At 60.6% G+C, this 25610-nt stretch carries 25 protein-coding genes; 11 read left to right on the top strand and 14 right to left on the bottom strand.

Translation table 11 applies throughout. The features are described from left to right. Positions 1 to 128 precede the first annotated feature (128 nt). Positions 129 to 2033: a phosphatase PAP2 family protein gene (locus HJC04_RS02995; RefSeq protein ID WP_210630100.1), complete on the bottom strand. Its 1905-nt coding sequence runs from the start codon at positions 2031 to 2033 to the stop codon at positions 129 to 131. Between the two features lie 179 nt (positions 2034 to 2212). On the opposite strand from HJC04_RS02995, the gene HJC04_RS02990 reads away from it, so the two are divergent. Both HJC04_RS02990 and HJC04_RS02985 read left to right on the top strand, forming a co-directional pair. Continuing rightward, positions 2213 to 5596, top strand: coding sequence for an ATP-binding protein (locus tag HJC04_RS02990; RefSeq protein ID WP_221144675.1), 3384 nt, complete (start codon positions 2213 to 2215; stop codon positions 5594 to 5596). Continuing rightward, on the top strand, positions 5589 to 6506 hold the full coding sequence (locus HJC04_RS02985; protein ID WP_210630097.1) for a response regulator transcription factor: 918 nt from the start codon (positions 5589 to 5591) through the stop codon (positions 6504 to 6506). The genes HJC04_RS02990 and HJC04_RS02985 overlap by 8 nt, the downstream gene beginning before the upstream one ends. 176 nt (positions 6507 to 6682) lie before the next feature. Here HJC04_RS02985 and HJC04_RS02980 read toward each other — a convergent pair whose 3' ends face one another. The 6 genes from HJC04_RS02980 to HJC04_RS02955 all read right to left on the bottom strand — a co-directional run bounded on the left by HJC04_RS02980 (position 6683) and on the right by HJC04_RS02955 (position 12213). After that, positions 6683 to 7804, bottom strand: coding sequence for a branched-chain amino acid ABC transporter substrate-binding protein (locus HJC04_RS02980; protein WP_020922104.1), 1122 nt, complete (start codon positions 7802 to 7804; stop codon positions 6683 to 6685). A gap of 120 nt (positions 7805 to 7924) precedes the next feature. After that, complete coding sequence (locus HJC04_RS02975; protein ID WP_184453684.1) at positions 7925 to 8278, bottom strand: DUF6867 family protein; 354 nt, start codon at positions 8276 to 8278, stop codon at positions 7925 to 7927. A gap of 18 nt (positions 8279 to 8296) precedes the next feature. Next, positions 8297 to 9040 (bottom strand): ABC transporter ATP-binding protein, encoded by a 744-nt coding sequence (locus HJC04_RS02970; RefSeq protein ID WP_176536353.1) that lies wholly within the window; start codon positions 9038 to 9040, stop codon positions 8297 to 8299. After that, positions 9040 to 9915 (bottom strand): ABC transporter ATP-binding protein, encoded by an 876-nt coding sequence (locus tag HJC04_RS02965; RefSeq protein ID WP_210630096.1) that lies wholly within the window; start codon positions 9913 to 9915, stop codon positions 9040 to 9042. The genes HJC04_RS02970 and HJC04_RS02965 overlap by 1 nt, the downstream gene beginning before the upstream one ends. Continuing rightward, positions 9915 to 11306, bottom strand: coding sequence for a high-affinity branched-chain amino acid ABC transporter permease LivM (gene livM / locus HJC04_RS02960; RefSeq protein ID WP_210630095.1), 1392 nt, complete (start codon positions 11304 to 11306; stop codon positions 9915 to 9917). Before livM ends, HJC04_RS02965 begins: the two co-directional genes overlap by 1 nt. A gap of 4 nt (positions 11307 to 11310) precedes the next feature. After that, the gene (locus HJC04_RS02955) at positions 11311 to 12213 is read right to left on the bottom strand and encodes a branched-chain amino acid ABC transporter permease (protein WP_064811172.1); all 903 of its coding nucleotides are present in this window, start codon (positions 12211 to 12213) and stop codon (positions 11311 to 11313) included. Between the two features lie 535 nt (positions 12214 to 12748). Between HJC04_RS02955 and cysQ the strand changes: the two genes are divergently transcribed. Both cysQ and HJC04_RS02945 read left to right on the top strand, forming a co-directional pair. Further along, on the top strand, positions 12749 to 13546 hold the full coding sequence (cysQ, locus tag HJC04_RS02950) for a 3'(2'),5'-bisphosphate nucleotidase CysQ (RefSeq protein ID WP_221144674.1): 798 nt from the start codon (positions 12749 to 12751) through the stop codon (positions 13544 to 13546). Positions 13547 to 14194: 648 nt separating this feature from the next. After that, a complete protein-coding gene (locus HJC04_RS02945; RefSeq protein ID WP_210630091.1) occupies positions 14195 to 14920 on the top strand; it encodes a sugar transferase in 726 nt (241 codons plus the stop codon). 425 nt (positions 14921 to 15345) lie between these two features. Here HJC04_RS02945 and HJC04_RS02940 read toward each other — a convergent pair whose 3' ends face one another. Then, positions 15346 to 15576: a hypothetical protein gene (locus HJC04_RS02940; RefSeq protein WP_221144673.1), complete on the bottom strand. Its 231-nt coding sequence runs from the start codon at positions 15574 to 15576 to the stop codon at positions 15346 to 15348. A gap of 106 nt (positions 15577 to 15682) precedes the next feature. Here HJC04_RS02940 and HJC04_RS02935 point away from each other — a divergent pair, with 106 nt between their 5' ends. Beyond that, positions 15683 to 15958 carry a DUF1153 domain-containing protein gene (locus HJC04_RS02935; RefSeq protein ID WP_007533628.1) on the top strand — a complete coding sequence of 92 codons (276 nt, stop codon included), beginning with the start codon at positions 15683 to 15685 and terminating at the stop codon, positions 15956 to 15958. A gap of 20 nt (positions 15959 to 15978) precedes the next feature. On the opposite strand, the gene HJC04_RS02930 is transcribed toward HJC04_RS02935, so the two are convergent. Continuing rightward, positions 15979 to 16446: a paraquat-inducible protein A gene (locus tag HJC04_RS02930; RefSeq protein ID WP_210630088.1), complete on the bottom strand. Its 468-nt coding sequence runs from the start codon at positions 16444 to 16446 to the stop codon at positions 15979 to 15981. Positions 16447 to 16582: 136 nt separating this feature from the next. Here HJC04_RS02930 and HJC04_RS02925 point away from each other — a divergent pair, with 136 nt between their 5' ends. After that, positions 16583 to 16861, top strand: a complete 279-nt coding sequence (locus HJC04_RS02925) for a GNAT family N-acetyltransferase (protein ID WP_221144671.1) — start codon at positions 16583 to 16585, stop codon at positions 16859 to 16861. Positions 16862 to 17016: 155 nt separating this feature from the next. On the opposite strand, the gene HJC04_RS02920 is transcribed toward HJC04_RS02925, so the two are convergent. Beyond that, complete coding sequence (locus HJC04_RS02920) at positions 17017 to 17370, bottom strand: flagellar export protein FliJ (RefSeq protein WP_210630084.1); 354 nt, start codon at positions 17368 to 17370, stop codon at positions 17017 to 17019. A 437-nt stretch (positions 17371 to 17807) separates the two neighbouring features. On the opposite strand from HJC04_RS02920, the gene ctrA reads away from it, so the two are divergent. Next, positions 17808 to 18509 (top strand): response regulator transcription factor CtrA, encoded by a 702-nt coding sequence (gene ctrA / locus HJC04_RS02915; RefSeq protein WP_007533606.1) that lies wholly within the window; start codon positions 17808 to 17810, stop codon positions 18507 to 18509. 217 nt (positions 18510 to 18726) lie between these two features. On the opposite strand, the gene HJC04_RS02910 is transcribed toward ctrA, so the two are convergent. Continuing rightward, complete coding sequence (locus HJC04_RS02910; RefSeq protein ID WP_210630083.1) at positions 18727 to 19089, bottom strand: response regulator; 363 nt, start codon at positions 19087 to 19089, stop codon at positions 18727 to 18729. Positions 19090 to 19209: 120 nt separating this feature from the next. Beyond that, positions 19210 to 19857: a histidine phosphotransferase ChpT gene (gene chpT, locus HJC04_RS02905; RefSeq protein ID WP_210630081.1), complete on the bottom strand. Its 648-nt coding sequence runs from the start codon at positions 19855 to 19857 to the stop codon at positions 19210 to 19212. 193 nt (positions 19858 to 20050) lie between these two features. Between chpT and HJC04_RS02900 the strand changes: the two genes are divergently transcribed. Together HJC04_RS02900 and HJC04_RS02895 are read left to right on the top strand one after the other, a co-directional pair. Continuing rightward, entirely contained in the window at positions 20051 to 20638 is a 588-nt protein-coding gene (locus HJC04_RS02900) for a DUF1134 domain-containing protein (RefSeq protein ID WP_210630079.1), read from the top strand. Positions 20639 to 20754: 116 nt separating this feature from the next. After that, positions 20755 to 21915: a hypothetical protein gene (locus HJC04_RS02895; RefSeq protein ID WP_210630078.1), complete on the top strand. Its 1161-nt coding sequence runs from the start codon at positions 20755 to 20757 to the stop codon at positions 21913 to 21915. Between the two features lie 31 nt (positions 21916 to 21946). Here the strand turns inward: HJC04_RS02895 and HJC04_RS02890 are convergent, their stop codons facing one another. Both HJC04_RS02890 and HJC04_RS02885 read right to left on the bottom strand, forming a co-directional pair. Beyond that, positions 21947 to 22765 carry an RNA methyltransferase gene (locus HJC04_RS02890; protein WP_221144662.1) on the bottom strand — a complete coding sequence of 273 codons (819 nt, stop codon included), beginning with the start codon at positions 22763 to 22765 and terminating at the stop codon, positions 21947 to 21949. A 6-nt stretch (positions 22766 to 22771) separates the two neighbouring features. Further along, positions 22772 to 23155: a hypothetical protein gene (locus tag HJC04_RS02885; RefSeq protein ID WP_064804557.1), complete on the bottom strand. Its 384-nt coding sequence runs from the start codon at positions 23153 to 23155 to the stop codon at positions 22772 to 22774. Positions 23156 to 23196: 41 nt separating this feature from the next. Between HJC04_RS02885 and HJC04_RS02880 the strand changes: the two genes are divergently transcribed. Then, on the top strand, positions 23197 to 24222 hold the full coding sequence (locus HJC04_RS02880; protein WP_221144660.1) for an RluA family pseudouridine synthase: 1026 nt from the start codon (positions 23197 to 23199) through the stop codon (positions 24220 to 24222). 189 nt (positions 24223 to 24411) lie between these two features. Continuing rightward, complete coding sequence (gene rpoH / locus HJC04_RS02875; protein ID WP_020922112.1) at positions 24412 to 25320, top strand: RNA polymerase sigma factor RpoH; 909 nt, start codon at positions 24412 to 24414, stop codon at positions 25318 to 25320. Positions 25321 to 25610 lie beyond the last annotated feature (290 nt).

Genomic DNA, 25610 nt, shown 5'->3' with positions numbered 1-25610 from the left:
GCCGAGGGGACTATCGGGTGCTGCAGCGCGAAAACACATACGCAAAATGACGTAGGCGCAGGGGTCGAATGAGCACGCCGGGAAAGCACGGGCATCCCCATCAAAGGGGATGCCCTGTCGGTTCGATATTAGCCGTGGATCGTCAGGGTGACCGAGGTCGGGCCGTAGGAGACGGTCGCCCTGTGGCCGGAGATGGTGAACTTGCCGAAGGTGCCGGTGACAGCCGCGGCCTTCAGGATTTCGATCTTCGTTCCCGGCGCCGGGGCAAAGCCATGGGCGAGCGTCACGTCAAGATCGCCGGCGAGCGTCGCCTTGCCTGCAACGACCAGCGTGCCGGCGCCATTCGCGCCGAGCGTCGGCTTCGCCGTCGCACTGGCGAGCTGCTGATAGTCGCCGCCCACGGCCAAGGGCTTGTCGGCCGCCACGATGAGAGAACCGCCATTGACCATCAACCCGCCGGCGCCGAGGGCCGAGGGGGAGCCGGCTACCAGCACGCCCTCTTCCAGCACGGTGCCGCCAGCATAGCTGTTGGCACCGGAAAGACCGAGAATGCCGCTGCCGCGTTTTACCAGCTTGCCCTTGCCGCCGATGTCGTTGCGCCAGGTGTCGATCGCATTGAAGCCACCCTTTGCCGCATCCATCATCACGGTCACATCCTGTTTGAAGGCGCCATAGCCGTCGGCGGCGGCAAAGAGATTGAGGCGACCGTAGCCTTCCGCGTCGTCGAGCAGCGGATAGCCCGAAGCGATTTCCGTTGTGCCAAGCACCTCGCGGCGCTGTTCACCATCGAGATAAGGCAGACGGGTTTCGAGAAGCGTTTCGGCGCCCTCCGGCACGCGAGCCGGCTGATCGGTCGCATGGATCGTCGGCAGGCCATAGCTCAGGCGCTGCAGAACGTAAGCGCGATTGGCATCATGATCGGCGAAACGGTCCGCCGAAAGTGGCGCCGCATGGGCTGCGACTTCGAGCGCACCCGCATCCGCAACACCCGACTTGGCGATCAGCCATGATTGCGCCTGGGCGTAGGCGGCGCTCTTCAGCGCTGAATCGTCGGACTTGTTCAGGTTATAAACGACCGTGGCGGTGCCGAGCATGCGGCCGCCCATAACGTCGAGGGGAGAGTGCATTCCGGCAAGGATGCGGTCTTCACCCATTTCGCTGGCACGCGCGATCATTTCCTGGAATCGCTGCGGCACCAGATAGGCCATGGCGAGCGCATCCCGCCAGGCTTCCGCCGTATGTCCGCTGGGGAAGCCACCGTCCTCGACCGGCTTGCCGCTTTTGGCGGGCTCGAGCGTCGGGACGACCGAAACGTCCGGGCTCCAGCGATAGGGGCGGGCATATTTGAAATAGCGCTTGGCGGGCTCTGTCGAGCCATCGCCGCTCGCGGCGTTGATGAAGTCGATGGCGAGACCCATGTCCGGATTGGCATCGGTCTTGTTTTCCGTGTCCGGTTTGCTGCCGGCGCCGCGATTGTTACCCTTGTCGTCATATTTGACCGTCGTCGCGTCGGCCGCCACCTCAGTGATCGTGGTGATCTGCTTGGAACCGGCCTTCCAGGCATCCGTCAGCGGACCGAGACCATCGACGATGCTGGTATTCTTGCCGCGCCGATCGTCGAGATAGGCGGCAACCGCCTGCTCGGCCGTCCGCGCCTTCGTCGCCTTCACGACATAGGCGATGTTCGCATCGTGGACTGGCTTGTTGACGATCTGGCCGTCGGTCTTGCTGAAAGGGATGCCGTCCCAATCCGTCTTGGCGACTGCAGGGCAATTGTCCTTGGCTGCGGCTTCCACACCGGCATCGACGAAAGGCGTGCGCGGGGTCCAGACCTCGAGAAGGCCGGAGAGAAGATGGACGGCAGCATTGGTGTCCACCGTCGAGAAGCATGCGTCACCGCGCTTATTGGTGTTTCCTGTTTCAGCATAAGGCGCTTTCGCGGCCGTGGTCTGCTCGGCGGCGGCAAGCGATGGCACGATCGAAAGGAGGCAGACAAGAGCGGTGCTCAGGCGGCAAAGTTTTGAAACAGACATGGCTGCACCCGAAATGGTTGAACGAACGGCAGGAGGGTTAGAGCGCTTATGTGACAGCGCCGTTTCAAAAATATTACTGTTCTGCGAATCCGCCAGTGCTCAGCCTCTTGCCTTTCCCGTCCATCCCGCCAAAACTGCAGTGGAAACGATGAGCCCAACGAGAGTGCCGGAAAGAGGGCATGACAGCGCGCCAACGCATCATTCCGGTGAGACGCGAATATAATCGCTGGGTCGCCAACCAGACGCTGGAAGATTACGCGCTGCGCTTCACCGCAAAGAGCGCCCGGCATTTTTCCTCCGAGCGCATCTCGCAGACGGCCATCGGTGCAATTTCCTTCCTGGCGCTCGAAGCGATCGGCGCCGCGATCACCCTCTCCTACGGCACCACCAATGCCTTTTATGCGATCATCGTCGCCTCGGTCGCCATGCTGGCGATCGGTCTGCCGATCAGCCGATACGCCATCCGGCACGGCGTCGACATTGATCTTCTGACCCGCGGCGCCGGCTTCGGCTACATCGGCTCGACCATCACCTCGCTGATCTATGCGGGCTTCACCTTCATGCTGTTTGCGATCGAGGCCTCGATCATGTCCGGGGCGCTGGAGCTCACCCTCGGCATCCCGCTCTGGATCGGCTATATCATCAGCGCCGTCATGGTGATCCCGCTGGTGACGCACGGAGTGCGGCTGATCAGCAAGTTCCAGCTGATGACCCAGCCCTTCTGGATCGTGCTGAATATCCTGCCCTTCATCTTCATCGCCTTCATGGACTGGGAAAAGTTCGATCTCTGGCGCGCCTTCGCCGGCATCCATCATGCTTCGGGTCCGGCTGGCACCGTTGCCGAATTCGATCTGGTCGAATTCGGCGCGGCCTCCGCCGTCATCCTGGCGCTGATGTCGCAGATCGGCGAACAGGCCGACTTCCTGCGCTTCCTGCCGCCGGTCTCGCAGCGCAAGTGGCGCCATCGTCTCGCCGTCTTCCTCGCCGGTCCCGGCTGGGTCATCATCGGCGCACCGAAGCTGCTTGCCGGCTCGTTCCTCGTCGTGCTGACCCTCGCCTCGGGCGTGCCTCTCGACCGTGCCGCCGATCCGGCGCAGATGTATCTGACCGCCTTCGGCTACATGGTTCCCTGGCATAACGCCACACTGCTGCTGATGGCCGCCTTCGTCGTCGTTTCGCAGCTCAAGATCAACGTGATGAACGCCTATGCCGGCTCGCTCGCCTGGTCGAACTTCTTCTCGCGGCTGACCCACAGCCATCCCGGCCGCGTCATCTGGCTTGTCTTCAACGTCGCAATCGCCCTGCTCCTGATGGAACTCGGCATCTACCGGCTGCTGGAAGAGACGCTCGGCATCTTCTCGATCATCGCCATGGCCTGGCTCTGCACGATCTCGGCCGATCTCTTCATCAACAAGCCGCTGGGACTTGCCCCTCCTGGCATCGAGTTCAAGCGCGCCCATCTCTACGACATCAACCCGGTCGGCCTCGGCGCCATGACGCTGTCGGCGACGATATCGCTGGTCGCCCATTTCGGCGCCTTCGGCGAGACAGCCGCTTCACTCGCCCCCTATATCACCCTCGTCATCGCCCTCATCGCCACGCCGGCGCTCGCCTGGGCGACAAAGGGAAAATTCTACCTCGCGCGCAAGCCGCGCCAGAGTTGGAAGAACCAGACGAATATCACCTGTTCCGTCTGCGAGCATCCATTCGAGCCAGAGGATATGGCCTGGTGTCCGGCCTACGTCGCACCGATCTGCTCGCTCTGCTGTTCGCTCGACAGCCGCTGCCACGACATGTGCAAGCCAGCCGCTCGCTTCAATGCCCAGGTCGGCACGGTCGCGAGAACGCTGCTGCCCGAGAGCATTCTGGGCAAGCTGACGACGCGCCTCGGCCGCTACGCCATCGCCGTTGCGCTGGCGCTGACCGCCATCGGCGCGATCCTGGCGATGATCGCCCATCAGGTTGCCTCCGCTTCGCCGGAAACGGCAGACGTGGTCAATCGCACGATCCTCATCGTCTTCTTCGTGTTTTCGGTGATTTCAGGCGTTGTCTGCTGGTTCTATGTGCTCGCCCATGACAGCCGTGTCGTTGCCGAGGAGGAATCCTCCCGTCAGAACACGCTGCTGCTCAAGGAAATCGCCGCCCACAAGAAAACCGATGCCGCGCTGCAGAACGCCAAGGAGACGGCCGAGGCTGCCAACCGCGCCAAGAGCCGCTATGTCGTCGGCCTCAGCCACGAGCTGCGCACGCCTTTGAACGCCGTGCTCGGTTATGCGCAGATCCTCGAACGCGACGAAACGATCCCGGCGCCGCGCCAATCCTCGATCAAGGTCATCCGCCGCAGCGCCGAACATCTCTCCGGGCTGATCGACGGCCTGCTCGATATCTCCAAGATCGAGGCCGGCCGCCTGCAGGTCTATTCCAACGAGATCAACATCCAGGATTTCCTCGACCAGATCATCGAGCTGTTTCGGCCGCAGGCGCAGGCAAAGGGGCTCGCCTTCATCCATGATCGCTCGCCCGCCTTGCCGCAATTCGTCCGCACCGACGAAAAGCGCCTGCGCCAGATTCTCGTCAACCTGCTCTCCAATGCCATCAAGTTCACCGACGAAGGCAGCGTCACCTTCGATGTCGCCTATCGCAGCCAGGTCGCGACCTTCACCGTCACCGATACCGGCCGCGGCATCGCCGAGAAGGACCTGATGCGGATCTACGAACCTTTCCAGCGGGGCGAGGCAGACAGCGTGCGGCCGATGCCGGGCCTCGGTCTCGGGCTTACCATCACCCGGCTTCTGACCAACACGCTTGGTGGCGAGATTGCGGTATCGAGCGTCAAGGACGAAGGCTCGACATTCCGTGTGCGGCTGATGCTGTCCGCCGTCATGCGCGCCGCCGCGCCGCCGCAGGAAAAACGCATCGTCGGTTACGACGGTCCGCGCCGCACCATCGTCGTCGTCGACGACAATGAGGATCACCGCGAGATGATGCGCGAAATCCTGGCGCCGCTCGATTTCATCGTGCTGACGGCCGCAGGCGGCGCCGAATGCCTGACGCTGATCGACGGCATCCTGCCCGATCTGTTCCTCGTCGATATCCTGATGCCCGGCATGAGCGGCTGGCAGCTCGTCTCGCGTCTGCGCGAGGCCGGCCAGACAGCACCGGTTGTGATGCTTTCGGCCAATATCGGTGATGCGACGGTTCTAAGTGACAGCGACGACAGCCACAATGATGCGATCGGCAAGCCCGTCGACATCCGCCGGCTGCGCGACAAGCTCGCCTTGCATCTTGGCCTGAACTGGGTCTATGCCGATGACGCCCCCGCCGCTCCTGCAAAGATCGCAGCGCCGATGCTGGGCCCGGGTGCAGCCCATGTGCAGGAATTGCTGCGGCTCGGCGAGATCGGTTACATCAGGGGCATCGAAGCCAAGCTTTCGGACCTTGCCAAGGTGGAGGCAAATCGGCCATTCACCGAGGCTCTTCGACCCTATGTGGCCGCCTTCGATCTGGCCGGCTTCATGACCTTCCTGCACGACTTCGACGAAAAGGTGGAATCCATTGGCTGAGCCGGCCCTCCCTCGCGACATCGTTCTGCTGGTCGACGACTCGCCCGAAGCGCTCGGTTTCCTCACAGACGCGCTCGAACAATCCGGCTTCTCCGTGCTGATCGCCACCTCGGGCACGGCAGCGCTTGGCATCGTCGAGCGGATCACGCCTGATCTCATCCTGCTCGACGCCGTCATGCCCGTAATGGACGGCTTCGAGACCTGCCGAAGGCTGAAAGCGAATGCCACTGTAGCGCAGGTGCCCGTCATCTTCATGACCGGTCTGACGGAGACCGAGCATGTCGTGCACGCGCTGGAATCCGGCGGCGTCGATTACCTCACCAAGCCGATCAACATCGACGAACTGCGCGCCCGCATCCGCGTCCATCTGCGCAATGCCCGCTCGGCCCAGAGCGCCCGCGTTGCACTGGACGCTGCCGGCCGTCACCTGCTGGCGGTCAAGGGCGACGGCGCGATCCACTGGTCGACGCCGCAGGCGACCCGGCTGGTCAATGCCGCCATGGGCAGTGACGATGGCATGGAGATCGTCGTCCGCCATATCGCCGGCTGGATGCGTGACCGCGGGGCAGCAGTGCGCGACGGCATCATCTCAATCACCCATGCCGGCCAGGCGGCGCTGCAGCTCGCCTTCCTAGGCGCAATTGGCCCGGATGAATATCTCTTCCGCCTCACTGCCGCCAGCCAGCGCAGCGACGACGAGATGCTGCGCCAGCGTTTTTCGCTCACCCAACGAGAATCCGAAGTGCTGCTCTGGATCGCCAAGGGCAAGGCCAACCGTGACATTGGCGAAATACTGGGTTTGTCGGCGCGCACCGTGAATAAGCACCTCGAACAGATCTACGTGAAACTCGGCGTCGAAAACCGGGCGTCGGCGGCCGTGAAGGCGACGCATGTTCTGCATGAAATGTGAGGGATATTGAAACGGAGCGCCACCCGGCGCGATGTCGGTTGCAAGCTTTCGAACGGCTCGATCCGGCACGTCCCTCGCCTCGAAAGGGCGCACCACGATTGAGATGTCCCTAAAAAGAAAGAAGCCCGGCCGAACCGGGCTTCGATCAGATCATGTTATCGACAGGCAAGCGAAGCTTACATGCCCTGCGGGACGTAGGTGTACTTGCCGTCCGCGCCCTTCTTCCATTCGTACATGATGTAGCCAGGAATCTTCGGGTCGCCCTTTTCGTCGAACGAAATGTCGCCGAGAACAGTCGGGAACGGACCCTTTTCCTTCATGGCCGTGGCAACGGCTTCAGGATCCACCGAACCGGCAGCCTTGGCTGCGCCGGCGATCGCCTGCATCGCTGCGTAGGAGTAGAGCGTATAGGCTTCTGGGTTGAAACCGGCGGCCTTGAACTTTTCGACGAGCTCCTTGTTGGCCGGGTTCAGCGTCGGATCGGGGCCGAAGGTGTTCAGAGTACCGGCGACAGCGTCACCAGCGATCGAAGCCAGTTCATTCGAAACGATGCCGTCACCGGAAACCAGCGTTGCCTTCAGGCCCTGGTCTGCGGCCTGACGGATGATGAGACCGGCTTCGGTGTGCAGACCGCCCCAATAGATGATCGAGACGCCGGCTTCCTTCATCTTGGCGATGAGCGCCGAGAAGTCCTTGTCGCCGACGTTGATGCCTTCGTACATGACTTCCGTCAGGCCGGCGGCATTCATCGCCTTCTTGGTTTCGTCTGCAAGGCCCTGACCGTAGGGGGTCTTGTCGTGAACGACGGCGATCTTGGCGTCCTTGAAGTGGTCGGCGAGATACTTGCCGGCGATGGCGCCCTGCTGGTCGTCACGGCCGCAGGTGCGGAACGTGTTCCAGAGGCCCCGTTCCGTGAACTTCGGGTTCGTGGCGGCCGGGGTGATTTCGAGGATGCCGTTTTCGGCATAGACTTCCGAAGCCGGAATCGAAACGCCCGAGTTGAAGTGGCCGATGACGAACTTGACGCCGTCGGCAACGAATTTATTGGCGACCGAAATGCCCTGCTTCGGGTCGGAAACGTCGTCACCGAGTTCGATCTTGATCTGCTCGCCGTTGATGCCGCCAGCAGCGTTGATGTCGGCGGCTGCCTGCTCGGCACCCTTCTGAAGCTGAGCGCCGAAAGCGGCGTTCGGGCCGGTCAGCGGACCAGCGACAGCGATGAGGACGTCGGCCCAAGCGTTGCCGCTGAAGGCGACCATCGCCGTCAGAGCCACTGCCGACAGAAGAGACTTCTTCATATTGTTACTCCCAATTTTTGGGCGGGTTCTGGTCCAAGGCCCGGCGCATTACCCACCATCGACTGCGCCAGGAAAGCTGTTCCACTCTGAAGGCAATTCATGCCTAGTTTCAACGGACTGTCAATGTTTGTCCTTCCACGAAAACGCGGAAGTTTTTTCGTACAGCCAGTAATAGTTGTTGACCATCTGATTGGTACGGCGAAAGCGGTAGCCGGCCGTCGAGAAGACCAGCAAGGTCACGAAGTCGATGCCATAGAAGAGACCGCTGAGCATCGGCCCATTGAACAGGGCGTGGTGCAGAAACTGCATCGCCCAGGCAAGGAGGAAAGTGTAGACGACGGCGAGCGGATAATTGTTCCAGCCGTCAGCCACCGCCTTGCCGGCTCGCCAAGCCGTCCAGAAGCCGATCAGTACGACGAGGGCGCGAATGACAACCCGGACGCCGTCGTCGCTTTCGAAGAAAAGTCCCTGCATGTCAAACTCTCCCTTCGACTAATGTCTTCCGCCTTCGAGATAGGCGGCGCGGACTTCCGGATTGGCGAGCAGTTCCTTGCCGGAGCCGCTCATGGTCACCTTGCCGTTCACCATCACGTAAGCGCGGTGCGAGAGTCTCAGCGCCGCGAATGCATTCTGCTCGACAAGGAACACGGTGAGGCCTTCCTGCTCATTGAGCTTCCGGATTGCTTCGAAAATCCCCTTGACGATCAGCGGCGCCAGGCCGAGCGAAGGTTCGTCGAGCAGCAGCAGCTTCGGGCGCGCCATCAGCGCGCGGCCGATCGACAGCATCTGCTGCTCGCCGCCCGAAAGCGTGCCGCCGCGCTGGGCGTGACGTTCCTTGAGACGCGGGAAGAGCGTGAAGATCTTCTCGACGTCTTCGGCGAAATATTTGAGATTGTCGAGACCCGCCCCCATCTGGAGGTTTTCCATGACCGTCATGCGCGGGAAGATGCGACGCCCTTCCGGCGACTGCGCGATGCGCAGGCGTGCGATTTCATGGGTCGGCATACGGGTGATCTCGCGACCCTCGAAGACGACGGAGCCCTTACGGGCCTGGGGGCTGCCGCAGATCGTCATCATCAGCGTCGACTTGCCGGCGCCATTGGCGCCGATCAGACTGACGATCTCGCCCTTGTTGACCTCGACATCGATGCCGGCCAGCGCGCGGATATTGCCGTAGTAGGTTTCGACGCCATTCACCTGAAGAAGCGGTTGACCCGTCATGACTGCATCGCCCATCAGTTTGCGCCTCCTTCGAGCTGCTCGACGGTTGCGATCACCTCTTCCACTTCTTCATCCTCGACGCCGAGATAGGCCGCAATGACCTTCGGGTCGTGCTTCACATGGTCGGGCGTGCCATCGGAAATCTTCTGGCCATATTCAAGCACGACGACGTGATCGGAGATTTCCATAACCACAGACATGTCATGCTCGATAAGGAGAATGGAGGTTCCGGTATCGGCTCGAATGCCCTGCAGAAGCTCGTTGAGCTTAGCAGATTCGCGTGGGTTGAGGCCTGCGGCCGGTTCGTCCAGGCAAAGCAATTCTGGGCCCGTGCACATTGCACGCGCGATCTCGAGACGCCGCTGGGCGCCGTAAGGCAGGTCGCCTGCCGGATCATCGGCACGGTCGATCAGATCGGCCTTCTCGAGCCAATGGCGCGCCAGCTCGATCGATGCGGCCGCTTCTCGCTTGTAGGGACCGATGCCGATGAGGCCGAGAATGGTATAACCCGACGCCTGCATCAGCTTGTTGTGCTGGGCGACGAGCAGATTTTCCAGAACCGTCAGGCCGGAAAACAGCCGGATGTTTTGGAACGTTCGCGCCACCTTGGCTTCCTTGGTGATGCGAAAGTCCGGGAGACGCTCCAGCAGGTACTGCTTGCCGCTTCTCTGATTAAGCGTGATCATCCCCATCGTCGGCTTATAGAAGCCGGTGATGCAGTTGAAGACGGTGGTCTTGCCGGCGCCGTTCGGACCGATCAACGCGGTGATGTCGCCGCGCTTGGCCTCGAAGGAAAAGTCGTTGATGGCCATCAGGCCGCCGAACTTCATCGACAGGTGCTCGACCTTGAGAAGCGTGTCGCTCGACATCGTATTGGTGACGGGGCTCATCAACCGTGGCCCTCCTTGGTGAAGCTTCCAGATACGGCCTTGCGTGTCTTGAGGAAGGCGGTTGGTTCACGCGATCCGACGAAACCGCGCGGTTTGAACAGCATGACGACCACCATGGCGAGACCGAAGAGCAGCATGCGGTAGAGTTCCGGCGTGAAGTCGGGCCCAAAGACTGCTTTCAGGAAATCCATTTCGCGCAGCGCTTCGGTACCGCCCACCATGACGATCGCGGCGATCGCAATGCCGGTCAGCGAGCCCATGCCGCCGAGAACGACGATGGCGAGAACGACGGCCGATTCCAGGAAGATGAAGGATTCCGGCGAGACGAATCCCTGGCGAGCGGCGAAGAACGAGCCCGCGAAGCCACCGAACATGGCTCCCGTCGCGAACGCCGTCAGCTTGGTCGTCACCGTGTTGATGCCGAGCGAACGGCAAGCGATCTCGTCTTCACGCAGCGCTTCCCAGGCACGCCCGATCGGCATGCGCCGCAGGCGGATGGTGACGTAGGCCGTCAGCATGCACAGCGCCAGGATCAGGTAGAAGAGGAAAATCTTGTAGTACGCGGAAGACATCGGCAGGTGAAAGAGCTTGGCAAAGCCGCCGGCCGTCGCATCGAAAGGAATGCCGAAGAGCGTCGCCTTGGGAATGCTCGAGATACCAAAGGTTCCCTTGGTCACGTCGGTCCAGTTGATCAGGACGAGGCGGATGATTTCACCGAAGGCGAGCGTGACGATGGCGAGATAGTCGCCGCGCAGGCGCAGCACCGGGAAGCCGAGAATGACGCCCCAGAGCGCTGCGAGAATGCCGGAAAGCGGCAGCAGCAACCAGAAGGACAGGCCGAAATAGCTCGACAGCAGGGCGTAGGAATAGGCGCCGACCGCATAGAAGGCGACATAGCCGAGATCGAGAAGGCCCGCGAGGCCGACGACGATGTTCAGTCCCCACGCGAGCATCACGTAGATCAGGATCTGGATGCCGAAATTGTCGACCCATTTCAACGAGCCCTGAGCGCCGACGAGCGCCACGATCACCATGGGATAAAGCAGTAGCGCGAGCAGCGCGATCTTCAGGAAATGCCGATGGAAGAAACTCTTCTCGGTCGAAATGTCGAGATCGCCTTCCCGCGCCTTGCGGAGTTTTCGGCGGTCGATATTCGGCTTGATGAAAACGACCATCGCGAAACGGCCGATCGCGGCGATAGCGACAAAAATCGCCAGCAGTCCCCAACGCTGGACGATGATCAGCTCGTTGTTGATGTTCTGATCGGTTTTCAGGCCGACATAGAGAACGAACATGCCGAGGGAGAGAACGGCGGCGAAAAGGGCTTCGATAAGACCTTTGCGGACAAGTCCGGCATCGGGCTTGCCTGCAGAATTCTCGATATTTGCCATGACGTTATACCTTCTCGACTTCCGGCCGTCCGAGGATGCCCGTCGGTTTGAAGATCAGCACGAAAGCGAGGATGGCGAAGGTCGCCACATCCTTATACGCGATGGTGAAATAGGCTGACCACAGCGATTCGATCAGGCCAATCATCAGCCCACCAAGAACGGCGCCCGGCAACGAGCCGATGCCGCCGAGAACGGCTGCGGTAAATGCCTTCACACCCGGCGTGAAACCATCGGCGAACGAAGCGACGCCATAATACATCAGATACATCGTCCCGGCGACGGCAGCCAGCGCCGCCCCCATGACGAAAGTGATCGAGATCGTCTGGTCGACATTGACGCCGAGCAGCGCCGCCATCTTGCGATCCTGCTCGGTGGCGCGCTGGGCGCGGCCGAGGGCCGTGTGATTGACGATATACCAGAAGACGGTCAGCAGCACCGCCGTGATCAGGATGATGATGATCTGCTTCAGCGACACCGAGATGTTGCCGAACTGGTAAACCGAGCTCACCATCGGCGGGATCGGCTTGTTGCGCGGCCCCTGCGTCACCTGGATGAAGTTGGACAGCACAATCGACATGCCGATCGCGGTGATCAACGGTGCAAGGCGGAAGGATCCGCGCAGCGGACGGTAGGCGACACGCTCGATCGTCCAATTCCACAGACTCGTCATCAGCATCGCGACGACAAGCATCGCCAGCAGCAAAATTGCCACCGGGAGACCTGCGAAGATGGATGTGAGGACGAGAAAGACGATAAGAGCGGCGAAACCACCGAGCATGAAGATGTCGCCATGGGCGAAATTGATCATGCCGATAATGCCATAAACCATCGTATAGCCGATAGCCACGAGGCCATAGATGGATCCGAGCGTCAGCCCATTGAAGAGCTGCTGGACGAAATACTCCATATGTCGTTTTCCCCTGGATGCGAGCCGAAGATGCTGCATCTCTTTTTGGTTATTCGGCTCCTCGTTCAAGGAACCTCATAGGCCGCATGCATAGCGGTTTCGGTGAAAATGTGAAGACAAAAAGGATTTACGCCAGCAGATTCTTATTCGAACAGGCCTAAATGGCGCATTTTGAACCAGAATCCACAGAAAATCGGCAAAGACCGACCCATTTTTAGCCAAAACCTGCTGCCGGCTTAACCATCCGGCAAGCGCGCCGTCGATTTCCTGCGCCGCTTTCCGCGTAAGCTATTCCATAAGGCTGGAAGAAAGCGCAAATTCAACCCTTGAGCCTGCAGTTTTTGCGAATGGTATTTCACAGGTAAATGCCGCCATCCTCGCCTGACAGCTGCGGGAACTTATGGTAGCATCTTCAATCTGCGTTATCGGGGGTGCGGGGCGCGGCGAGAACCACCATATCGATATCTGGTGCGACAGGGATGGTTGACGACGAGCGACAGCGGGCGCTCGCGGCGCGGCGAACGGCAAAAGGACAATGCTGACGACATTTGAAAAGGCGGCGCTCGAAGCCGGTAAGGCCATCATCGCGATCTTGCGCGAAGGCTTTCCCATCACCATGAAGGCGGACGCGAGCCCGGTTACGGTTGCCGACGAGGAGGCCGAACGCATCATCCTCGCCCATCTGTCCAGGGATTATCCCGATATACCCGTCGTGGCGGAAGAGTCGGTTGCCGCTGGAAGCGTGCCCGACATCAGCGGCCGCGGCTTCTTCCTGGTCGACCCGCTCGACGGCACCCGTGAATTCGTCGACGGACGGCAGGAATTCACCGTCAACATCGCTTATATCGAGAACGGCGCCCCGGTCGCCGGGATCGTCTACGCGCCGGCGCTCGGGCTCGCCTTCTTAGGAGAGCGCGGCCGTGCCGAAAGGCTTGATGTCACCGAGGACTTCACCATCGGGGCGCGCACCGCAATTGCCGTGCGCGAGCAGCCGGACGACCGGCTTGCACTTGCAAGCCTTCGTCACAACAGCCCGGAGACGGGAACCTTCCTCGCCGATCACGCGATCTCCAAATGCACCAATATCGGCTCCTCGCTGAAATTCTGCCTGCTGGCGGAAGGCAAGGCCGACGTTTATCCACGCTTCACCCGCACGATGGAGTGGGACACCGCGGCCGGCGATGCGGTGCTGCGCGCTGCCGGGGGATCGACGGTGACGCTCGACGGAGCGCTGCTGACCTATGGCAAGACGGGGACAGCGGCCGATTTCGACTTCGCCAACCCGAACTTCATTTCCTGGGGCGGCAGGAAACGCGTCCTCGAACCGGCGTGACCGTCCGCGGGCATTCGCAAATGCCATGATACGCGGTCCCGCTCATGATATGTTCTGCGCCTGCCGCCCGCTCCACGAACGCCTTGGCGCGTGGCGACCAAGCGGCCCCTGCTCTTAATCGTTCAAATATCGTCCTGCCGCGTTCGAGCCGCACCGCAGACACTCGTAGAAATCGGAAAGTGATTTGGCCGATGCGGCGCGCGTGATTCCCGGTCTGGGCTTAACGTCCATCTTCACCGGTTCGAACCCCTGCCGATTCGGCCTTGATTTTGTCATATTTTGACACAGATTGAGAACGGCCGAACATATCCGGCAAAAAAATTCACGTCGGAATTCGTTAAAAATGCCGTCGGCCAACCGTCGGTCGCGTGTCGAAACAACACGAGGACAGACCTGTGGAAGCCCTCGCCAAGAGCCTAGAAACCTTGACGAAATTCCAATTATTAACGAAATATCATGAGGTTGCCTCAACTTAACGCAAGTGCGAAAGATTTGTTGCGATGCGATATTTCTCTGGACACCATTACACAATTGTCGCATTTTTCCGTTTTAGTAGGGTTACCAACACCTGAGTGCAGCCCTGGTCACAGGGCAAACCATTGATCGCCTATTGCCGCCGCGCCCCTCGAAGACAACAGAGTACGATCCTTGAGCATCACGGAATTAAACAACACCATTTCGACTGATTCCTTTCGGCCGAGCCGCCGCCAGCAGCCGAGCCTGAAGATTCAAACCCCTGTCATCCATAGCGATGCCTCCCAGGCGCCGTGGGTGGATCTCGCCCTGAAGCGGGCGTTCGACATAGTTTCGTCGTTGAGCGCCCTCCTCGTCCTCGCCCCTTTCCTTCTCCTCGTCGCCCTGCTGATCAAGCTCGACAGCCCGGGACCGGTGCTGTTCAAGCAGACCCGCTGGGGTAAGAACTGCAAGGCCATCAAGGTCTACAAGTTCCGTTCCATGCGTACCGATCTCTGCGATGTCTCGGGCGTCGCCCAGACGGTGAAGAACGACCCCCGTATCACCCGCATCGGCGCCATTCTGCGCCGCACGAATATCGACGAGTTGCCGCAGCTGTTGAACGTGCTATTGGGCGATATGTCGGTCGTCGGTCCTCGCTGCCATGCAATCGGCATGCGCGCCGGCGGCATGCTCTATGAAGAGCTCGTGCCGGAATATCATCAGCGCCACGCCATGCGCCCCGGCATGACCGGTCTTGCCCAGATGCGTGGCCTGCGCGGTCCGACCGATCGTCCCGCCAAGGCGCGCGCCCGCATCGCTTGTGATCTTTATTATGTCGGGAATTTCTCGATCTTGATGGACATGCGCATCATCGTCGGGACCGTTGTGTCAGAAGTGACCGGCGGAAAAGGCTTTTAACAGCGGTTCAGCTTTCCACGGAAGCGCAGAACCGCTCTAACCTTTTGTATTGTGCAATTCCCGGCAAAAGCACTTTACGCTTTGCCTGGAATTGCTCTCGCCTTTTTGTGAAAAAGGACCGGCTGCCTCAGGGCGGCCGGTGCCGTTCTGGCGACCGCCTGCGTGCGGTTGACCCTGTCTGGCTTTTACATCGCGCTCTTCAGATAACCGTCGACAGCGTGCGACGAGAGATCGAGAATGATCGCGATCTCATCGCTGCTCTTGCGATTCGCCGACAGCGCAGCTCTCCGATCTGGGGCCGGCTAGACGTTGCCGGCGAGCCATCTTCAGGATTGCTGTTGCCTGAGAGCTGCTCCAGAAGCTCCCGCAGCTAAAGCGCACTGCCATAGAATGCATGGCTGCCCGAGTAGCGAAAATGTATTGTTTCAGGTCAATGTTGGCAATGCGAAGGCGAAGCCGTTTTTCAGGCCGGGCACCTGGAAGAGCGCGCAGCGGCGGCAATTTTCCTGATCGGCCGCACTTCCCGCAATCGATCCCTCCTCACGGAAGATCGGCGGAACCGTCCGCTTCATCGGCGTCACCGTTCCGATGCCGTAGAAGAGATCGACGTGCTCGTGAGAGCCGGCGGGATTTTGCTTCGCTCGTTCACCGGCCACTCCGGGCATCTAAATTTGTTATCAAAGTCTTACGTTGGGCTTAGGCAATTTTTAAATGTGGCAGGCTAGAGTGGCGCTCGTGGTCTTGCGTTGTGTAGAGAGTCCAATGACCGAAATGATACGTCCCCGAGTGAAATATGTCATCGGCCCCGATGGCAGCCCCCTGACCATCGCGGACCTTCCGCCGCCCAATACGCGGCGCTGGGTGATCCGCCGCAAGGCAGAGGTTGTCGCGGCTGTTCGCGGTGGCCTGTTGAGCTTGGAAGAGGCCTGCGAGCGTTACACGCTCACGGTCGAAGAGTTCCTTTCCTGGCAGTCGTCGATCAACAGCCATGGCCTCGCCGGCCTGCGCACCACGCGCATCCAGCAATATCGCCACTGATCGCGCGCCATCGTCGACATTTATTTCGGGCCGGACGCATCTCCCATCAGGGAATGAAGAAGGCCCGAAATTATTGACGAGGCGGCGTAGCACCAGAGGCCGGGCTGCGTGAAGGCATCCGCCAACCCCGTTGTCTTCGCCGCAGCAATGACGATCGCGACCAGCAGCACGTCCATCATTGACCACTTGGACAGATGCGGCACGACGCGCCGATAGAACTGCCTCCCGGCCCCGCTGCCGGCAGCCGTCGCTTCCGCCGCAATCCCGATCATCTTCAGAAACGGAAGCACGATCGAGACCAGCGCGACGACCGCCGCCAGCAGCCCATCGCCGCCTTGCCAGAGCGAGACGACGATTTCGATGAGCGAAGGGGTCTGATCGAAGAAATACAGCGTCTCGAAACGGACCAGCGGTAAGATCAGGCCGAGCGCCAGGAGGAACGGCGCGGCCACGAGAAGAGCGGGGCGGATGATCGAAAGCGCGCTCATTGCCCCAGAGCCTCGCGTCGATCCGACATTTTTCATGAACACTGCGTCTCCCTGAGGAACTGTTCTACCGCCTTGGCACGACCGCGCCGCCGTGTCACCGTCGGCTGCGATTAATATCTGTGCACGAGGAAAGACGATGGATATCCGAAATGAGGAAGACGTATCCGGTGGCCGTTATGCCGTGGACGTCGAGGGGCACGAGGCGGAGATGACCTATTCGCGAACCTCGCCGAAGCTCGTCATCATCGATCACACGGCGGTTCCCGATGCCCTGCGCGGCAAGGGTGTCGGCCAGGCATTGGCTCTGCACGCGGTGGAAGCGGCCCGCGCTGGCGGTTGGAAGATCATCCCGCTCTGCCCGTTCTTCAAGGGGCAGGCGCAACGTCATCCGGAATGGCAGGATGTCGTGAATTGATTCGCGACGCCTGAAGCGGTCGCCGCGGGGAGCGGCGGCGTGCGGACGCAAAAGGCGGGAAACACCAAAAGCCATGTATGACGGACAGCGCGCCCATCATACATGGCCTCTCTCAGGCGATCGTCAGGCGCCGACGCCGGCGCCCGCATTTTCTCTCAGGCCCTGGCGGCGCGGACGCCGCTGTCACGTTCTTCCAGCGCCGTCGCCCTTGCATATTCCGCCTGCATTTCCTCAAGCGCCAGTTCCAGCGCCTCTTCCTGCATCTTCAGTTCCTTGATCGAAACCTGCAGGTTGTCGGCCCGCTGACGCGCGGCCTTGGCGAAGGTCGGATAAGCAAAGTGATTCGGGTCGGATATACCGGACTTCTTTTCCTCGACGACGATCTGGCTCTCCAGATCCTTCGTCATCCGTTCGAATTCGGACATCATCATCTGCAATTGCTGCAATTGACGTCGTTTTTCGTTCACCTGAAACTCTTTCAGGCGAACGAGACTTTCTCGCGACTTCATACGCATTACTCCCGTGATGCGAGACCCCGGCTCAACTTGAAACCGCCCTGCGCGCCGCTTTGACACGGTTTGCTAAAAAATTTCCTGCGATATTAACAAAAACCTACCGCTGGTAACCTTTCGTTTACGGGCATCGTTAATGATAGGCCCGATGATTTAAGGGTCGGTAAATGCCACGGCACGAAGTTCGAACCTTTTCATTGGCGAGTCGGATGAATCAGTTAGCGCTGTTTCCTAATGTTAACGTTGAGGAACGCCTTTTTGAGATTCCTATTGGAAAACAGAGAAATGGAAAAATTATTTAATAAATTCGATACTCCTTGCCAGAGTGAATTAGAATTTGTTAACCATTTCGTGGCAGCTTCCAAATCACGTAGCTTGTTCGGGTAGCGTGTAGGGGGCCAGACCACCTTTCGGCGGCGGTAAAGGGGATAATTATGCGGGTACTTCTCATCGAGGACGACAGCGCTACGGCGCAGAGCATCGAATTGATGCTCAAATCAGAGAGTTTTAATGTTTACACCACCGATCTCGGTGAAGAAGGCGTCGATCTGGGCAAGCTGTATGATTACGACATCATCCTTCTCGATCTGAACCTGCCCGACATGTCCGGATATGAAGTGCTCCGCACTCTCCGGCTGTCCAAGGTCAAGACACCGATCCTCATTCTGTCGGGCATGGCAGGCATCGAGGACAAGGTTCGCGGCCTCGGCTTCGGCGCCGACGACTACATGACCAAGCCCTTCCACAAGGACGAGCTCGTCGCCCGCATCCACGCTATCGTTCGCCGCTCCAAGGGTCACGCCCAGTCGGTCATCATGACCGGTGAGTTGATCGTCAATCTCGACGCCAAGACCGTCGAAGTCGGCGGCCAGCGCGTCCATCTGACGGGCAAGGAATATCAGATGCTGGAGCTGCTTTCGCTCCGCAAGGGCACCACTCTCACCAAGGAAATGTTCCTGAACCACCTTTACGGCGGCATGGACGAACCGGAGCTGAAGATCATCGACGTCTTCATCTGCAAGCTGCGCAAGAAGCTCGCCAACGCCGCCGGCGGCGCCAATTACATCGAAACCGTCTGGGGCCGTGGTTACGTTCTTCGCGAGCCGGATGGCACCGAATATGCGGAAACCGCTTGATCTTCCGATCCCCCGTATCGGATGACGAAATCCCGCCCTTTCGGCGGGATTTTTCGTTTGCACCGCCGGCGCTGCCGCCCCGTTAGAGGGATTCCGCCTGATCTGGCCGAACAGGTTAACATTCCGGTCAAGGAAAAGCGCAGCGTCAGCCGGAGCCCGGCGGCGCTTGCGGCACTATGCTCAGGGACGGCCGATGCGGCCGGGAAGAAAGCTGATGTCAGGCAGCAATCGCGCGGTTTCCGAAAACGGCGGTTAGGATCTTACGATCGAACGGCTTCAGCAGGAAATCGGTGGCGCCGGCTCGTTTACCCGCCATCAGCTTCTTCAGATCCGCCTCGATGACGCAGTAATAGATCTTGACCTCTTTGCCGCCGTCCATGGCGCGGATCGCCGCGATGAGGTCGAGCGCACCTTCCATGCCGGAATCGACGATGAGGTATTCCGGCAACTCTGCCTGGCAGCGCTGCAGCGCCTCGGCGGCATCGGAGGCCTCGCTGACGAGAAAGTCGAGTTCGGAGAGAATGCGCTTGCCGACCTTACGGACAATGTCCGAATTATCGGTGATCATGAACCTTTGCATGACTACTCCTTTCCCCGCATTCGTCGCAACGAGGGGTCTTCCACAACCTAAGAGAATAGGTCCATCAGGCTAAGGAATCGTTACCGGACGGGCGAGAGCATGCTGCTGCACGCCGAAAAATCAGACCGCAGCAACCGTCGCCGTGAACACCAGTTCGTCCGGACTTGCGCTGTGGTCGAGCGTCATTCCGCACTCCTCGGCCAGAAGCACGGCGTAGTACGGCTGGATCGAATGGGCGTCGATCGCTTCCTCGATCGTCCCCGTCGATATCTCGACGAATTTCGGCGGCAGACGCATCAGCTTGCCTTTCACCGAGAGGGTGAACTTGGCCTCGAATTCAGGATTTTCGAGCGTGACCTCGAGCACGCCGCCGCGCGGAATCGCCGAATAGGCGACGAGGAAGAGGTTGAGCAACAGCTTGACGCGGTTCTTGGCCACGATGGCACGCGGTCCGTTCCAGATCACCTCGGTCTTCTTCTCGGCGAGGGCAAAATCCTTGGCGGCCCGCTCGGCCTCGCCGGTATCGATCGAGGCGCCGACTGAACCCGATGCGCCGAAGGCGAGGCGCGCGAATTTCAGGCGGACGGAAGCGTTGAGCGCACTGGTGCGGATCAGATCCATTGCATCGGAATCAGCGCCGCCTTCATCCAGAAGCTCCAGGCCGTTGTTGATCGCGCCGACGGGCGAGATGACATCGTGGCAAACGCGGCTGCAGAGAAGCGCGGCCAGATCCGGGCCGGACAGGGTGAGGTTCGGGTTCTTGGACATCATCGTCTCCTGAGGGCGGCAATCTCATCGCGCCCGCAAATATGCTTCATCAAAATTGCGCGAAGTTTGCGATCGTATTCAGTGCCATAATGACACCATATTTGGTAAACCGATTGTTAAGATCATCGGCGCAAAATGCAGCAATCGACGCGAGCGGGTGCCCGCTCCAGCCAAACGACGAACGGATGACATCATGCGCCCTCGATTTCCGCACCGATTCATTGGCTTCTGCAGGTTGCTTTCGGCCCTCGTCTTCTCCTCGCTGATGATTGCCGGGCCGGCCGCGGCCCAGAACAACGGTCAGTATACGATGCAGGAAATCATCGATGCCGGCCACTCCTTCTTCGGCTCCGCCAGCGGCGGCCTTGCCAAGGTGGTCGAGAGCGCCTTCCAGAAATACGGCCTGCCGAACGGTTATATTCTTGGGCAGGAAGGCGGCGGCGCCTTCATCGCCGGTCTCACCTACGGCGAAGGCCAACTCAACACCAAGAACGCCGGCGAGCATCCGCTCTACTGGCAGGGCCCGTCTCTCGGCATCGATTACGGCGGCCAGGGTTCGCGCGTCATGATGCTGGTCTACGACCTGCCCTCCATCGACGGCATCTATGCCCGCTTCGGCGGCGTCAGTGGCTCGGCCTATGTGATCGCCGGCTTCGGCATGACGGTGCTGAAAAACAATGACGTGCTGGTTGTGCCGATCCGCACTGGCGTCGGCGCCCGCCTCGGGGTCAATGTCGGTTATCTCAAGATCACCCAGGCGCCGACCTGGAACCCCTTCTGAGGCGGTAAAGCGGCAGGAATCGGCTGCCGCCGGCATCGGCGGCCTTGCCATGCGTGCCATGCCTGCTTAATCATCGCGGCTGACCCCGTATTAACTGTCGAATCGATGGCCGCGCCGTGATCGAATACGCTCTCTTGTTCGGATTGGGCTTCCTGACCGCGGCCTTCCTCGTCTTTCTGGTCTCGCCGGCCGTTCACCGCCGCATTGTCTGGTATACCGAAAACCGTCTCAAGGCGACGATGCCGCTGAGCCCGCAGGAGGTTCGCGCCCAGAAGGATATGGTGCGCGCGCTTCATGCCGCCGAGAATGCCCGCACCACCCAGGACCTTCTGCGTGAGCGCGAGAAATCCCTGTCGCTCCAACTGCGCCACGATGCGCTCGCCGTCGATGCCGGCAGGCTCGCCGCCGAGATCGGCGAATTGCAGGCCCAGATCGGCGAGATGCATGTCGAGGCGGCCGAGCAGCGCTCGCACCTGCGCAAGGATGAGAACTACATCAGCCAGTTGAAAACCAATCTGCATATTGCCGAACAATCCGCCGCCGACAAGGAGAGCGAACTGGCGACAATGCGAACGCGGCTGAGCAAACTCATCGAACAGGCCGACGGGCTGAGAATCGATCTCGCCGCGCGTGAGACCGAAGCGGAAAGCCTGAAATTCCGCGCCAACGCGCTGCGCGACGAACGCGACACATTGCGCCAGGACGTCAACCTGCTCCAGAAGCGGGCTAGGGATGCCGAACAGAAACTGACGCAGCAGCAGCATATGGTGATCCGCCTGGAGGACAAGGCTGCACGCGAAAGCGCTTCCGCCGCCGAGAAGGAAACGCAGCTCGCCCGCCGTCAGCAGGAGATCGCCAAGTTGAAGGAGCAGTTGAAAGCCGCCAATGCCGAGATCCGCAAGATCAACCGGGTGCTGCGCGATGCCGGCCTGGCCAAGATAGCGGCGGAACTACCGGCGGAACTGACGGCTGAAGACACGACCGCATCCGTGCTCGACACGGCCGCTGTGACGGCTGAGATGGGCGAGGATGTCCGCAAGCGCAGCGCCGCCCTTGCCGAGCGCCTGCAGAAGGCAAAGTCCGTCACCGGACGCGATGGCGCGATCCGCGAGGAGATCGCCTCGATCGCCGCCAATATGGTCGCGCTGACCGCACTCAACGAGGGCCCTTCCTCACCGATCCACGCGCTGCTGCCGGATGCCGGCAACAAGAACCCGAACGATCGCGTCAGCCTTGCCGACAGGGCGGCGGCCGTCATCGCCAATCCGGTGCGTTAGCCCATCGATCCGACGCGCGTCGTTCCAAACGTCAGATCCGCCCCATGGCGGAGGCCATGGAAAACAATGCGATCCCCGTCGCAGTCGCCGCGTTGAGACTGTCGAGCTCCTCCGATTGCGGGATACGGGCGCTCTGAAAGTGCGCCAGCAGTGCCTCCGGCAAGCCCTCCCCCTCCGTGCCGATGACGAGCGCCATGCGTGCCCCGGCCGGAATGGCGCGGATGTCGGTCTTCCCATGCGGCGACAGCGTCCAGATCGCAAACCCACGTTGGGCAAGCGCCAGAAGCAGGTCCAGCGCCTTGCCGCCGCGCCGGTGCGGAACGCTCAACACCGAGCCGACCGACACGCGCAATGCCTTGCGATAGAGCGGATCGCAGCAGGTTTCGTCGAGCAGCACGGCATCCGCCCGGAAGGCGGCAGCATTGCGAAACATCGAGCCGGCATTGTCGTGGTTGGAAATGCCGCAGCCGACCAGCACCAGCGCCCGTTCCGGCAATGCGTCGAGAAGTGCTGCCTCGCCGCAGTCCTCTCGCTTGCCGAGGGCGAGAACGCCGCGATGCAGATGAAAGCCGACGACACCATCGAGCACTTCAGCCTCGGCGACATAAACCGGCACGCTAGCCGGAAACCGTTCGAGGATGGATTGCAGACCGTCGACGCGATTGCGCAGCAGCAGGATTTTCTCGGCCGAGAAGCCGCGACGTGCCGCATGCGCCACGGCGAGCATGCGCAGCACGACAGTGCCTTCGGCGATAAAGCGGTTTTCCCGGCCCGTCAGGTCACGCTCTCTTATATCGCGAAACTCGGCAATGCGTGGGTCGTCGGCGCTGTCGATGACGATCGGGGCCATCTCGCCTCAATTCCCGGCGACGGTGACGTCGGCGACGGTGCGGCCGGTCCTCAGATCGAATACCAGCGCCTTCCTCGTGCCTTCAACCGTTTCTCCATAGAACAGGATCTGTCCCGCCGAAAACGAGGTTGACTGCACCTTGAACCCGAGCGGCAGGGAAAGGGTCGCAGCAAGCGGTGCATCCGAAGGCACACCGGAAGCTGCGGCAGTGGACGCGGTCTCCTTGGGCTCGCGCATCGTCTTGTAGACAACAGCGCCGAAGACCGCCATAAGGCTGACGAACATGATGGCGCCGGATACAATCTGCAGGCGGACCATCTTGCGCCGGACACTTTCCATCGCCGGATCAAGGGGCTTCTCTTCCTGGTCGTCTGGCTCGATTGCGGTCATCTGTGCGTTCCGTTCTAAAAATACGTCGGAGAAGAAGCGTCTTGAGCGACCCCTTTAAACAAGCAGCCGGCATTAGAAAAGTCCTGACCGCCGATGAAACCGCCGAAGGCCGGCTCGACGCATGGCTGACCGCGCAGGTCGGTAAGGATTTTTCCCGCAGCCGCATCAAGGCGCTGATCAAGGAGGGGCTGGTTTCTTTGCGAGGCGAGCAGGTTACCGATCCGCAGCGCAAGGTGCGCGTCGGCGACAGCTTCGAAATCACCCTGCCCGAACCTGAAGACCCGACCCCAAAGGGCGAAGATATCCCGCTCGACATCCTTTATGAGGACGATGACCTTATCGTCATATCGAAACCGGCAGGTCTGGTCGTCCATCCCGGCTCCGGTAACTGGACAGGAACTCTGGTCAACGCGCTGATCCATCATTGCGGCGATACGCTCTCCGGCATCGGCGGCGTGCGCCGACCTGGCATTGTCCATCGTCTAGACAAGGACACGACAGGCGTCATGGTCGTCGCCAAGAACGACGTCGCCCATCGCCACCTCTCGCTTCAATTTGCCGACCACGGCCGCAGCATGCCGCTGGAGCGGGCTTACCGGGCAGTCGTCTGGGGCCGTCCCCGCACTCTGTCGGGAACAATCGATGCGCCTCTCGGCCGCGCCACCGGCGACCGCACCCGCCGGGCCGTCAAGCGCACCGACAGCCAGGATGCCGACGCGGCGATCACCCACTACGAAGTGATCGAGCGCTTCCAGGAGAACCCTGACGCGACCGCGCTCGCGTCGCTGGTCGAGTGCCACTTGGAAACCGGCCGCACCCATCAGATTCGCGTGCACATGGCCCATATCGGTCATCCGCTCGTTGGCGACATCGTTTACGGCGCCGGCTTCAGGACCAAGGCCAATCTGCTGCCCGAAGAGATCCGCAAGGTTGTCAATGGTTTCGGCCGTCAGGCACTGCATGCCTTCATGCTGCAATTCGAGCATCCCCGCACCGGCGAACTCAAGCATTTCGAAATACCGCTGCCGGACGATATGGTGAAACTGGTCGAGGCATTGCGACGATAAAGCGGCTTCGGGACACCGCTCTCGCCGCCTCACACCTGCGTGAGCGGCACCTTGAACCGCCGTTTCGCCATACTTATCTGTATATGGACTTAGTGCGGGCTTGGAACAAAAGCCGCACGTCCCGGTTCGCCTTTTAACGCGGGGGCGCGTTTCCATCGGGAGCCGGAATTCACTTTAGGAGGGTGCACTATGGCCCGAAATACCTTGCCGTCCATTACCGCCGGCGAAGCCGGTCTCAACCGTTATCTCGACGAAATCCGCAAATTCCCGATGCTGGAGCCGCAGCAGGAATATATGTTGGCCAAGCGTTATGCCGAGCATGGCGACCGCGACGCTGCCCATAAACTCGTCACCAGCCATCTTCGCCTCGTCGCGAAGATCGCGATGGGTTATCGCGGCTACGGCCTGCCGATCGGCGAAGTCGTCTCTGAAGGCAATGTCGGTCTGATGCAGGCCGTCAAGAAATTCGATCCCGAACGCGGCTTCCGCCTCGCCACCTACGCCATGTGGTGGATCAAGGCCTCGATCCAGGAATATATCCTACGGTCGTGGTCGCTGGTGAAAATGGGCACGACCGCAAACCAGAAGCGCCTGTTCTTCAATCTGCGCCGGCTGAAGGGCCGCATCCAGGCGATCGACGACGGCGACCTGAAGCCGGAGCACGTCTCGGAAATCGCCACCAAGCTGAACGTCTCGGAGGAGGAGGTCATCTCGATGAACCGCCGTCTCTCCGGCGACGCCTCGCTGAACGCGCCGATCAAGGCGGCCGAAGGCGACAGCGGTCAATGGCAGGATTGGCTTGTGGACGACCATGAGAGCCAGGAAGACGTGCTGATCGAACAGGATGAGCTCGAAACCCGCCGGCGCATGCTGGCCAAAGCAATGAGTGTTCTGAACGAACGCGAGCGCCGCATCTTCGAGGCCCGCCGCCTTGCCGAGGATCCGGTGACGCTGGAAGATCTCTCGGCCGAGTTCGACATCAGCCGCGAACGCGTCCGTCAGATCGAAGTCCGCGCCTTTGAAAAGGTGCAGGATGCTGTTCGCAAGGAAGCCCTGGAACGCGCCAAGGCCATTCGCGTCGTCGAAGCCACGGCCTGATCGGCTGAGCTCGAGAATTGCAAACGCCACCTCCTAGACGGGAGGTGGCGTTTTTGTTTTGTAGCGGGCGACGCCTGCGGGAAGGACGTCAAAGGGGTGCCGTGCAGCCCCCCTCATCCGACCCTTCGGGCCACCGTCTGCTGGGGAGAAGAGGAGGAGCAAGCTGCTCGCCCTCATTTCCAAAAAGAATGCTTTATGAAAGACAGGAGCTTGCCACGATTCTCTTCTCCCCAGCGGGGGTCCGAAGGACGGGTCGAGACCTGTGGCTCGACGCCAGCGGGAGCCAGCCG

It is taken from the genome of Rhizobium sp. NLR8a (assembly GCF_019685235.1).
Taxonomy (GTDB): domain Bacteria; phylum Pseudomonadota; class Alphaproteobacteria; order Rhizobiales; family Rhizobiaceae; genus Rhizobium.
This window is presented reverse-complemented; position numbering and strand designations above follow the sequence as displayed.